We start from the raw sequence: 12,893 nt of genomic DNA, 5'->3' as shown, positions 1-12,893 counted from the left end.
ATGACGCAGTTCGTCCACTCGCTGCCCCACGCCTCCCGCGAGTTCCCCCTGGGGCTCCACGCCATCAGGAACGCCTGGGGCGTGGACAGCCACGCCAACGCCGCGGTATGGGCTCCCGGCATCGCGTCCATGGACGTGCACTGGCGGCGTGAGGACGGTTCCTGGACCTCCGACACCCTCGTGGGGCTTGACGGCGGCGTGCACCACGGCGTCGTCGGCCCCGTGGCGCCGGGGGCGCTCTATGCGTTCTGGCCCACGGGCAAGGACCTGCCGGGTGCCGCCGGCTCCGCGCAGCTCCTCCTGGATCCGTACGCGCGGGCCATCGAGACGATCGATGCTGCCGATGCTGCGGACGGCACGACGACCGTCTACTACTCGGTGTTCCTCGAGCACACCTTCGACTGGGGAGGGTCCGCACACCCACGGACCCCGTGGCGCGACACCGTCATCTACGAGGCGCACGTCAAGGGCCTCACGAAGCTGCACCCGGACATCCCCGAGGAACTCCGCGGGACCTACGCCGGCCTGGCGCACCCCGCCATGACGGGGTACCTCCGCGACCTCGGTGTCACGGCCGTGGAACTCCTCCCCGTCCACTTCCACATCGACGAACCGCACCTCGGACCGCTCGGCCTCACGAACTACTGGGGCTACAACACGCTCGGCTTCTTCTCCGCACACACGGACTACGCGACGGCGGCGGCGAGGGCGGCGGGCCCCGCAGCGGTGCTCGACGAGTTCAAGTCGATGGTCCGCACGCTGCACGAGGCCGGTCTCGAGGTCATCCTCGACGTCGTGTACAACCACACGGGGGAGGGCGAGCAGGGCCGCCCCGCGCTGTGCTGGCGCGGCCTCGGTGACACGGACTACTACCGGCACGACGACGACGGCCGGTACGTGGACACCACCGGCTGCGGTAACAGCCTCGACTTCTCGAAGTCCCGCGTGGTCGGGATGGCTCTGGACTCGCTCCGGTACTGGGTCGAGGAATGCGGCGTGGACGGTTTCCGTTTCGACCTCGCGGTCACGCTCTCGCGCGACGAGAACAACCGCTTCACACCCAGGCACCCCTTCCTCGTGGCCGCGGGAGCGTCGAAGGCGCTGAGCGGCACCAAGCTGATCGCGGAGCCATGGGACATCGGTCCGGAGGGCTGGCAGACGGGGCGCTTCCCGGTGGGCTGGGCGGACTGGAACGACGGTTTCCGCGACACGGTGCGCGATTTCTGGCTGGGCGACGTGAAGTCGCTCGCTGCGGGCGGCGCGGCGTCGTCCCCTGCCCGCCTCGCGGGTTGCCTGGCCGGATCGGCGGACACCTTCGGCGCCTCGGGCCGCAGCCCTCTCGCCTCCGTCAACCTCGTCACGGCGCACGACGGCTTCACGCTCGCGGACCTCGTGGCCTACGAGGAAAAGCACAACGAGGCCAACGGGGAGCACAACCGGGACGGCCACGGGGACAACAGGAGCTACAACCACGGCGTGGAGGGCCCTTCGAAGGATCCGGAGGTGCTCCTTGCGCGGGAGCGGAGTTCCCGCAACATCATGGCGTCGCTGCTGATCTCGCTCGGCGTGCCGATGCTGACCGCCGGCGACGAGTTCGGACGCACGCAGCGGGGCAACAACAACGCCTACTGCCAGGACAACGAGCTCGCCTGGGTGCACTGGCCCCGGGACGGCGCCGCGCTGCGCATGCTGGAGGCCACGCGCACACTCCTGTCCATCCGGCGCGACTTCCTCGGTGCGCAACCGGCCACGTTCCCGTCCCGCGTGGACCAGTCGACCCTCCTGTGGTTCAACGCGGCCGGCCTGCCCATGACGGCGGAGGAGTGGAACAACCCCGCCACCCGGACCGTGCAGCTCCTGCTCGGCTCCAGGGACGGCTCCATCAACGGTCTGGTGGTGATGAACGGCTCCCTCGAGGACGTCCGGATCCACCTGCCCTCCGCATGGGTCCTGTTAGGGCAGGGTGTCGAGGGCGCACGCCCCCGTTCCTTCAGGCTCACCTTCGACTCCGCAGCCATCAGCGATACCGCTGATACCGCTGACACCGCCGAAACCGATGACCCTGCTGACGCCTCGGAACCGGTACGGCGCCGGTCCGGTGAACCCGACACCGTGCAGGCGGTCTCGCTCCGTACCTACAGCTGCTGACCGCGCAGCGGCCTCCGACGTCGCGTCCACACACGCCGTCACACGACGAAGCCCGGGACCGTGGTCCCGGGCTTCGTCGTAGGGGCGAGGCGGATCAGGCGTTGACGACCAGTCCCAGTTCGGCCTTCGTGGCGAGTGTCACGTGCTTCGGCAGCACCCGCACGGTGTATCCGAAGGACCCTGAGTGGTCGATCCGGATACCTCCGGTGAACAGGTAGCGGCCGCTACCGAGGTTCTCCGCCATGGAGAGGTCCTCGGCGGTCACCTCACTGAGCTCGTCACTGTCATGTGCCCGTCCGTAGACGACCTCCACCGACACGTCGTCGGGGTTCAGCCCACCGAGTGCCACGTACGCGTTCACGGTGAGCGAGTCCCCGATCTGCGGGTCCTCCGAGACGCCGGTGGAGTCGACGTGCTCCACCTGCACGGCGGGCCAGCTGCCCTGCACCCTCGAGCGCCAGGCCGCGGTCCTCTTCGCCGAGGAGAAGTGGTCGGCCGCGGCTTCCTGACCGGCGCGCCAGGCGGGCCGGTACAGCTTCTCCACGTAGTCCTGCAGCATCCGCTCGGCGGACACCGCGGGGCCGAGGGTGGCCATCGTGTGCTTGATCATCGCGATCCACTGGTGGGGAACGCCGTCGCGCGACGGTTCGGACGGGCCGGCCGCCCCGGCTCCATCGGCCGGGACCAGGGAGTAGAAGCGCGGGCCCACCTGCGTCTCGAGGAGGTCGTACAGCGCGGAGGCCTCGATGTCGTCCCGCTCGTCGGCGGAGGCGCCATTGTTCGCGGTCGGGATCGCCCAGCCGTTGTCGCCGTCGTACATCTCGTCCCACCAGCCGTCGAGGACCGAGAGGTTGAGGCCACCGTTGATGGCGGCCTTCATCCCGGAGGTGCCACAGGCCTCGAGCGGACGCAGCGGGTTGTTCAGCCAGACGTCGCAGCCGGGGAAGAGCGTCAGGGCCATCGCGATGTCGTAGTTGGGGAGGAAGACGATGCGGTGACGCACCTCGGGGTCGTCGGTGAACCGGACCAGGTCCTGGATCATGCGCTTGCCCTGCTCGTCGGCCGGGTGCGACTTCCCGGCGATCACGAGCTGGATCGGGTGCTCGGGGTGCAGCAGGAGGGCCTTGAGGCGCTCGGGGTTGCGCAGCATGAGCGTGAGGCGCTTGTAGGTCGGCACGCGCCGGGCGAAGCCGATCGTGAGGACGTCGGGATCGAGCACGGAGTCCGTCCACGTCAGCTCGGCGTCGGCGGCACCACGCGTCTTCCACGAGGCGCGCAGGCGACGTCGCACGTCGTCCACGAGGTTGGAGCGTAGCCGACGGCGCAGGGCCCAGATGTCCGTGTCCGGGACGTCGTACACCTTGCTCCACTGGGGATCGAGGATCGAGTCGGCGCCGAAGTTCTCCAGCGCGAAGTCCGCGATCTCGGGATCGACCCAGCTGGGCACGTGCACGCCGTTGGTCACCGAGGAGATGGGTACCTCGCGTGTGTCGAACCCCGGCCAGAGCCCGGAGAACATGCCGCGCGAGACCTCACCGTGCAGCTTGGCCACGCCGTTCGCGCGCTGCGCCAGGCGAAGACCCATGACGGCCATGTTGAACTTCGAGGGGTCGCCGTCGTCGTAGTTCTCGGCGCCGAGGGCGAGCACCCGGTCGGTGGGGACCGACGGCGCGAGCCCTGCGTGGAAGAAGTGCTCGATCTGCGAGCGGTCGAAGCGGTCGATACCTGCGGGGACCGGAGTGTGGGTGGTGAACACGGTGGAGGCGCGACCCGCGGTGAGGGCTTCCTCCCAGCTCATGGGGGACTCGTTGGACGGGTCCATGAGCTCGCGGATGCGCTCGATCCCGAGGAAGCCGGCGTGGCCCTCGTTGGTGTGGAACACCTCCGGGGTGGGCGTACCGGTGAGGCGCTCGAAGATGCGCAGGGCCTTGACCCCGCCCATCCCGAGAAGGAGTTCCTGCTGCAGGCGCTGGTCGCCGCCACCGCCGTACAGGCGGTCGGTCACGTTGCGTGCGGCCTCGTCGTTCTCGGCCACGTTGGAGTCGAGGAGCAGGAGGGGCACGCGGCCGACGTCGGCGCGCCAGATGTGCGCGGACAGCTGGCGGCCGTTCGGCAGGGGCAGTACCACCGTCGCGGCGGTACCGTCCTCCTCGCGCAGCAGCGTGAGGGGCAGGCCGTCCGGGTCTAGGACCGGGTAGGTCTCCTGCTGCCACGCATCACGGGAGAGGGACTGCTTGAAGTAGCCGGCCTGGTAGAGGAGCCCGACGCCGATGAGGGGCACGCCGAGGTCCGAGGCGGACTTCAGGTGATCGCCCGCGAGGATCCCGAGACCGCCGGAGTACTGGGGGAGCACGGCGCTGATGCCGTACTCGGGGGAGAAGTAGGCGATGCAGCGGGGTGCGTCCTCGCCGAGGCCCTGGTACCAGCGCGGCTTCGTCAGGTAGGCATCGAGATCAGCGCCGAGCTCCTGGATGCGCTTCACGAGCTTCTCGTCCGCCGCGAGCTGCTGGAGCTTCTCGCGGGTCACGGAGCCGAGGAAGGACACGGGGTCGTGCCCGCTCTCCTCCCACGCTGCCGGATCGATCTCCTCGAACAGGCGCGAGGTCGGCAGGTGCCAGGACCAGCGCAGATTACCCGCGAGTTTTCCGAGCGGCGCAATGCTCTCGGGGAGGACGGTTCGGACGGTAAATCTACGGATTGCCTTCACCCCGGTTACGCTAGCGCACTTGCTCCGGGGAGGGGAGAGCGCGCCACGCAAACGCTTGCATGACGCCGGAATGGACCTCCTGTTACCTGAAGCGCCCTTAGCAATTCGGACCATTACTCGCTAACGTCGTAGAAGTGACGACCACTAGTGATCAGAACCGACACGTCCCCTATCCGCAAGGCCTGCGCTTCGGACGCATTCCCATCACGGCGGTCAGTCCCGTTGTCGAGGGTGGTGCATTCCCCGCGAAGGGGATTCCCGGAGCGGATATCGCCATCGGAGCCACCGTGTTCCGCGAGGGCCACGACCAGCTGGGCGTCTCGGCGGTCCTCCACGACCCCCAGGGCGTCGAGGTGCAGCGTGTGCGCATGACGCCGGTCGGCTCCGGCCTCGACCGCTGGGCCGGAACGCTGACCCCCCGGGCGGAGGGGCTCCACACCTTCACCATCGAGGGGTGGTCGGACGTCTTCGGCACCTGGGAGCACGACGCCACGATCAAGATCGCAGCGGGCGTCGACGTCGACCTCATGCTGGCCGAGGGTGCGGCGCTGTTCACCCGCGCCGCCGCGGAGCGCTCGCCGGCGGACGCCCAGCTCTTCCGGCGTACGGCCAAGGCCCTGTCCGTCACCGATCAGAGCGTCGAGGCGCGCCTCGCCGCGGGTCTCTCGGTTGAGATCCACGAGGCGATCGGCAGGCAGCCCCTTCGGACGCTCGTCACGTCGTCCGAACCCTTCCCCATCAACGTCGAGCGGGAGATCGCGGGAAAGGCCGCGTGGTACGAGTTCTTCCCGCGCTCGGAGGGTGCGACGTACAACCCCGACACCGCCGAGTGGACCTCGGGGAACTTCCGTGAGGCGGCTAAGCGCCTCGACGCGGTCGCGGCCATGAACTTCGACGTCGTCTATCTCCCTCCGATTCACCCGATCGGCCGCGCACACCGCAAGGGCCCGAACAACACGCTCGTCGCCGGGCCCGCGGATCCCGGCTCACCGTGGGCCATCGGTTCCGCTGAGGGAGGCCACGACGCCATCCACCCCGACCTCGGGACCTTCGAGGACTTCGACGCGTTCGTCGCCCGGGCCGCCGAGCTCGGCCTCGAGGTGGCGCTGGACCTCGCCCTCCAGGCGTCCCCCGACCATCCCTGGGTCCAGAGCCACCCCGAGTGGTTCACCACGCGCGTGGACGGTTCCATCGCGTACGCGGAGAACCCGCCCAAGAAGTACCAGGACATCTACCCCATCAACTTCGACAACGACCCCACGGGTCTCGCCGAGGAGGTCCTGCGGATCACCCTGATGTGGGTGGGGCACGGCGTGAAGATCTTCCGCGTCGACAACCCCCACACCAAGCCGGTGCAGTTCTGGGAGTGGCTGATCGCCCGCGTGAACGCGCAGCACCCCGACGTCATCTTCCTCGCCGAGGCCTTCACCCGTCCGCCGATGATGCACGCTCTCGGCCGTGCAGGCTTCCAGCAGTCGTACTCCTATTTCACCTGGCGCAACACCAAGACGGAGCTGGAGGAGTACTTCACGGAGATCAGCAAGGTCTCACCGTCCTACTTCCGGCCGAACTTCTTCGTGAACACCCCGGACATCCTCACGGAGTACCTGCAGTACGGCGGGCCGGCGGCGTTCAAGATCCGCGCGGTCCTGGCGTCCATGGCCAGCCCGCTGTGGGGTGTCTACTCGGGGTACGAACTCTTCGAGCACGTCGCGCGGCCGGGCGCCGAGGAGTACATCGACAACGAGAAGTTCCAGTTCCGGCCCCGTGACTACGCGGCGGCCGAGGCGGCGGGCCGCTCCCTCGCCCCCTTCATCGCGCGACTGAACACCATCAGACGCTCGCACCCGGCACTCGGGGACCTCGAGAACCTCAGCATCCACGGCAGCACGGACCCCGACACGGTGGTTTTCGCCAAGCACAAGGAGACGTCCGCGGGCAAGGACACGATCATCGTGGTCGTGAACGTGGACCCGCACAGTACCCGGGAGAGTACGGTCTCCCTCGACCTCTCCCGGCTCGGGCTCGCGCCGGAGGACTTCGACGAGAACGGTACGTTCGTGGTGGACGACCTCATCACGGGGCAGACCTTCGAGTGGGGCGAGTACAACTACGTCAGGCTGGACCCGCACGTCGAGCCCGCCCATGTTCTTTCAATCAGGAGGCAGCACTAGTGCCCAACCCCTTCCAGCTCAACGCGCCGGGACTGGCCCATGACCCGCACTGGTACCGCAAGGCGGTGTTCTACGAGGCCCTGGTCCGTGGATTCGCCGACGCGAACGGGGACGGCTCCGGCGATCTGTCCGGTCTGATCGAGAAGCTCGACTACCTGCAGTGGCTGGGGGTCGACTGCCTCTGGCTGCCGCCGTTCTTCAAGTCCCCGCTGCGCGACGGCGGCTACGACATCTCCGACTACTACGACGTCCTGGACGAGTTCGGTTCCCTCGGCGACTTCAAGCGGCTCGTGGCCGAGGCGCACGCGCGCGGCGTCCGCGTCATCATCGATCTCCCCATGAACCACACCTCGGACCAGCACCACTGGTTCCAGGAGTCGCGCAGCGATCCCGAGGGCCCCTACGGCGATTTCTACGTCTGGAGCGACACGGACGAGAAGTACCAGGACGCGCGCATCATCTTCGTTGACACCGAGGAGTCCAACTGGAGCTTCGACCCGGTGCGGCGCCAGTTCTTCTGGCACCGGTTCTTCGACCACCAGCCGGACCTCAACTTCGAGAACCCCAAGGTGCAGGAAGCCATCTTCGACGTCGTGAAGTTCTGGCTCGACCAGGGCATCGACGGCTTCCGCGCGGACGCCATCCCCTACCTCTTCGAGGAGGAGGGCACCAACTGCGAGAACCTGCCGAAGACGCACGAGTTCCTCAAGCGCCTCCGGGCCATGGTCGACGAGAAGTATCCCGGCCGCGTCATCATCGCCGAGGCGAACCAGATGCCGGACGAGGTCGTCGAGTACTTCGGTGACGAGGACGGCCCCGAGTGCCACATGTCCTTCCACTTCCCGATCATGCCGCGGCTGTTCTACGCCCTCCGGGACCAGAAGGCCGCCCCCATCATCGACACCATGAAGGACACGCCCGACATCCCCGCGGGCGCCCAGTGGGGCACCTTCCTCAGGAACCACGACGAGCTGACGCTCGAGATGGTCACCAACGAGGAGCGTGAAGCCATGCTCGGTTGGTACGCACCGGATCCGCGCATGCGGGCGAACGTGGGTATCCGTCGCAGGCTCTCGCCCCTCCTCGACAACTCCCGCGCGGAGGTCGAGCTGATCCACGCGCTGCTCCTCTCGCTCCCGGGCAGCCCGTTCCTGTACTACGGCGACGAGATCGGCATGGGCGACAACATCTGGCTCGAGGACCGCGACGCGTCGCGCACCCCGATGCAGTGGAACCCGGACCGCAATGCCGGGTTCTCCCCGGTGGACCCCGGGAAGCTGTACCTCCCCGTGGTGCAGTCGCTCGTCTACCACTACAACCACGTGAACGTCGAGGCGCAGATGGCTACCTCGAGTTCGCTGCTGCACTGGGTCCGCCAGATGCTCGCCGTCCGCAAGGCGCACCCCGCCTTCGGCCTCGGCAGCTATCGCAACGTCCCGGTCGAGTCCGAGAACGTGTTGGCCTTCCTCCGCGAGGTGGACGTCGCGAACGCCGAGGGCGAGCAGGCGGAATCGGTGCTCTGCATCTTCAACCTGTCGCAGCACCCCGTGGCGGCGCGGATGCGCCTGCCCGAGTTCGCCGGACGTGGGCTCCGCGACCTTTTCGGCGGCGCGATCTTCCCGGCGTTCGCGGACGACGGCGAGATCACACTCACGCTCGGCAGCCACGACTTCTTCTGGCTGCGCGTCCGCTCCGCGACCTCCAACTCCGCCTCACCGCACACCGAGGCGATGCCCGTCATCGCCATCGCGGAGGGGTCACGGTCATGACGTCCCACACTCCCTACATCCCGGAGATCCTCACCGAGTGGCTTCCCGCCCAGCGCTGGTTCCCGGCGAGGAGCCGCTCCGTCGACATCACCGTCGTCGGCGGGACGGTGCTGGAGGACCCGGCCGGCCTGGCCGGCTTCGAGGTGCACTTCCTCGCCGTGGAGTCCGGCCGGCGCACGGATGTCGTGAGTGTCCCGATCAGTTATCGGACGGAGGAACTCAACGACGCCGCGGCGGGACTCATCGGGAAGGTCGATCACCCCGAGCTCGGCTCCCGGTGGGCCTACGACGCCACGTTCGACCCCGATTTCGTCCGTGCGTGGGTGTCCTTCATCCTGCAGGGCGGCTCGACGGCCGACGGACGGCTGGTCGGCACCCTGATCAAGGAGCCCGTGGACCAGGGGCCCGGAGCATCGCAGCCCGTGAAGGTGCTGCAGGGTGAGCAGTCCAACACCTCCGTGGTCTACGGCTCGGGGCCCGGCTCCATGATCGTCAAGTTCTTCCGCGTCCTCGCGGCGGGCGAGAGCCCCGATGTGCAGATCAGCGCCGGGCTCACGGCGGGCGGTTCCACGGACACCCCCGACACCTACGGGTGGGTCACCGGGACCTGGCAGCAGGCGCACAGCGAGCCGGGCCGGCACGTCACGGGACACGTGAGCGTCCTCCGCGACTTCGTCGAGGGCAGCACCGACGCGTGGCGCACCGCATCGCTCGCCGCCTCCTCGGGAACCGAGTTCTCCGACGAGGCCCGCGAGCTCGGCCGCGCGATCGCGCGGATCCACCAGCAGCTCGACGGCGCCTTCGGCAGCAGGCAGGCCTCGGATGAGGAGCAGGAGGAGTTCCGGCGGGCGCTCGCGCACCGCATCCGCTGGGCCTGGGAGGAGGCGGCGGACGCCGTCGGTCCCCTCCAGGCGGAGGTCGACGCCGTCGTGCGTGGCGTCGAGGAGCTCGACGCCGTCCCGCCGTTGCAGCGCATCCACGCCGACCTGCACCTCGGGCAGGTCCTCCAGGCGCCGGACGGCACCTGGCTCATCATCGATTTCGAGGGCGAGCCCCTGCGGCCCACCGAGGAGCGGAGCGTCCCGGACGTCCCTCTCCGCGACGTCGTGGGCATGGTGCGTTCCCTCGAGTACGCGGCGGCGTCACGCGGGCCGGCTCCTGCCGGCTCACCCGAGGCCGACGTCACCGAGCAGTGGTCCGCAGCAGCGCGTGCCGCGTTCCTCGCCGGCTACTCCGACGAGTCCGGCTCCGCCGTCGACACCTCGGGAGCCCTCTACCGCGCTCTTTGGCTCGACAAGGCCCTCTACGAGGTCGTCTACGAAATCCGCAACAGGCCGGACTGGGTCGAGATGCCCGTCCGGGACGTCCGCCGTGTACTGGGTGCTGAGCCCGCCGCCGACGCAACGAAAGCAGCAGACATGAACCCCCCGAAGAAATCCGCCGGCGAGAACGGCGAGCAGTCCATCGCGGGCAAGGCAGCGAAGGTTGCGAAGAAGGCCGCCAAGGCGGTCGCGGACACAGCCGCGACGGCGTCCGCGAAGGTGTCGGCCGCGGCCGAGAACGACGGTTCGGGTGCGAACGCCCCGGGCAGGCCCGCGGTCGATGCACCAGCAGCCGCCCCCGTGAAAGCCCCGACGGCGGCCGCTGTTCCGGTGGTCGTCGAGCAGTCCGTGCTCCAGCAGGTCTCCGAGGGCGTCCACCGCCAGCCGCACGCCGTCCTCGGAGCGCACTTGGCCGACGACGACACCGTCACCATCCGCACGCTGCGCCGCCTGGCGCGCTCCGTCGTCGTCGTGACGGCATCCGGACGCACGGAGTTGACGCACGAGCACAACGGCATCTGGGTGGGGGCCATGCCCGCCGAGAATCCGGGCCACGTGCCCGACTACCGGCTCGAGGTGACCTACGAAGCGGATCCCGTCCTCGTGGACGATCCGTACCGGTTCCTGCCCACGCTCGGCGAGATCGACATGCACCTGATCGGGGAGGGCCGGCACGAGACGCTGTGGACCGCCCTCGGCGCGCACGTCCGGCACTACTCGTCGGTCCTGGGCGACATCGAGGGCGTGTCCTTCGCCGTGTGGGCACCGAACGCCCGCGCCGTCCAGGTCATGGGGGACTTCAACGGCTGGGACGGCAGCGTCAATGCGATGCGTGCGCTCGGCAGCTCGGGAATCTGGGAGATCTTCATCCCGGGAGCCGGCGCGGACACCTGCTACAAGTTCAAGATCCTCGGCAGCGACGGCCAGTGGCGCGAGAAGGCGGACCCCATGGCACGCGGCACCGAGGTGCCGCCGCTGACCGGGTCGAAGGTCGTCGAGTCGAGCTACACGTTCGGCGACGACGAGTGGATGGCCGCGCGCGCCGCCGGGGACCCGCACAACGGCCCGATGAGCGTCTACGAGGTGCACCTCGGCTCCTGGCGCCAGGGCCTCAGCTACCGGGAGCTCGCCGAGCAGCTCACCGAGTACGTGTCCTGGCAGGGGTTCACGCACGTCGAGCTGATGCCCGTCGCCGAGCACCCCTTCGGTGGTTCGTGGGGGTACCAGGTCACGTCGTACTTCGCGCCGACCTCACGCTTCGGTTCGCCCGACGATTTCAAGTACCTGGTGGACCGCCTCCACCAGGCCGGCATCGGCGTCATCATGGACTGGGTCCCGGCCCACTTCCCCAAGGACGCCTGGGCCCTGGCCACCTTCGACGGCGGCACGCTGTACGAGCACGGTGACCCGTTCCTCGGGGAGCACCGGGACTGGGGGACCCTCATCTTCGACTTCGGCCGTCGGGAGGTGCGCAACTTCCTGGTCGCGAACGCACTGTACTGGCTCGAGGAGTTCCACATCGACGGACTGCGCGTCGACGCCGTCGCGTCGATGCTCTACCTGAACTACTCCCGCGAAGAGGGCCAGTGGCGGCCGAACAAGTTCGGCGGGCAGGAGAACCTGGAGGCCATCTCCTTCCTGCAGGAGGTCAACGCCACGGCGTACAAGCGGGCGCCGGGCATCGTCATGGTCGCGGAGGAGTCGACGGCGTTCGACGGCGTCACCCGGCCCACGAGCAGCGGCGGCCTCGGGTTCGGCATCAAGTGGAACATGGGCTGGATGCACGACACCCTCGAGTACATCTCCGAGGACCCGATCAACCGGGTGCACCACCACGGCAAGGCGACGTTCTCGATGGTCTACGCCTACACCGAGAACTTCATGCTGCCCATCAGTCACGACGAGGTGGTCCACGGCAAGGGATCGCTCCTGCGCAAGATGCCGGGTGACCGATGGCAGCAGCTCGCCAACGTCCGGGCCTACCTCGCCTTCCAGTGGGCGCACCCCGGCAAGCAGCTCATCTTCATGGGGTCGGAGTTCGCCCAGGAAGCGGAGTGGGCCGAGCAGCACAGCCTGGACTGGTACCTGACGGACACCCCGTCCCACAAGGGTGTGCAGGAGCTCGTCCGATCGCTCAATGCCATCTACCGGGAGACGCCTGCTCTCTACGCACGGGACAACGAGCCCGCCGGCTTCCAGTGGATCGACGAGAACGACGGCGAGCACAACACTCTCTCCTTCATTCGGTGGGACCACCAGGGCAACCCGCTCGTCTGCATCGCCAACTTCGCGGGCGGCCCGCACGAAGGGTTCCGCGTCGGCCTGCCGTGGGCGGGGGAGTGGACGGAGGTCCTCAACACGGACTCCTCGCAGTTCGGCGGCTCGGGTGTGGGCAACGACGGGCACGTGACCGCGCGGGAGGGCGCGCACAACGGGCAGCCCGCCTATGGTGACGTCCGCGTGCCGCCGCTGGGGGTGCTGTACCTCAAGCCCGCCGGCTCCTGAGTCCGACTGGTCGTAGCAGCTGTGGATCTTCCTCACCGAGGGGGGTCCATAGCTGTTTTACATCCAGGGCGATCCGGTGCTACTGTTTATATCCGCGCTGATGAAGCAATCTGGTCGGCCGACAACCACACAAACGGGGTTCACCTCCATTCATCTGGATGGGTCGTGACCCGGGGGCGGTGGGAACCGGCGGATTTGGAGATACGGAGACAGTGCGGGTAAGCTTCAAAAGTTGCTTCGGAGCGATGACATGACGGTTTGGTTGTGT

General features: G+C 68.3%; 5 protein-coding genes. 4 read left to right on the top strand and 1 reads right to left on the bottom strand.

The features are described from left to right. Positions 1-2,148 carry a glycogen debranching protein GlgX gene (gene glgX, locus AC4D16_RS15415; RefSeq protein WP_490955617.1) on the top strand — a complete coding sequence of 716 codons (2,148 nt, stop codon included), beginning with the start codon at positions 1-3 and terminating at the stop codon, positions 2,146-2,148. A 94-nt stretch (positions 2,149-2,242) separates the two neighbouring features. Here the strand turns inward: glgX and glgP are convergent, their stop codons facing one another. After that, positions 2,243-4,855 carry an alpha-glucan family phosphorylase gene (glgP, locus tag AC4D16_RS15410; protein ID WP_490955616.1) on the bottom strand — a complete coding sequence of 871 codons (2,613 nt, stop codon included), beginning with the start codon at positions 4,853-4,855 and terminating at the stop codon, positions 2,243-2,245. 134 nt (positions 4,856-4,989) lie between these two features. Here glgP and AC4D16_RS15405 point away from each other — a divergent pair, with 134 nt between their 5' ends. From AC4D16_RS15405 to glgB, 3 genes are read left to right on the top strand one after another with little or no spacing between them, the layout of a single operon-like run. After that, positions 4,990-7,029: an alpha-1,4-glucan--maltose-1-phosphate maltosyltransferase gene (locus AC4D16_RS15405; RefSeq protein WP_490955615.1), complete on the top strand. Its 2,040-nt coding sequence runs from the start codon at positions 4,990-4,992 to the stop codon at positions 7,027-7,029. Beyond that, on the top strand, positions 7,029-8,798 hold the full coding sequence (gene treS, locus AC4D16_RS15400; protein WP_490950832.1) for a maltose alpha-D-glucosyltransferase: 1,770 nt from the start codon (positions 7,029-7,031) through the stop codon (positions 8,796-8,798). The genes AC4D16_RS15405 and treS overlap by 1 nt, the downstream gene beginning before the upstream one ends. Then, complete coding sequence (glgB, locus tag AC4D16_RS15395; protein ID WP_490955614.1) at positions 8,795-12,625, top strand: 1,4-alpha-glucan branching protein GlgB; 3,831 nt, start codon at positions 8,795-8,797, stop codon at positions 12,623-12,625. Before treS ends, glgB begins: the two co-directional genes overlap by 4 nt. Positions 12,626-12,893 lie beyond the last annotated feature (268 nt).

The organism is Arthrobacter sp. TJ-236 (genome assembly GCF_058269235.1).
Note: the sequence above shows the minus strand (reverse complement) of the source record. Positions and strands in the feature narration are given on the sequence as shown.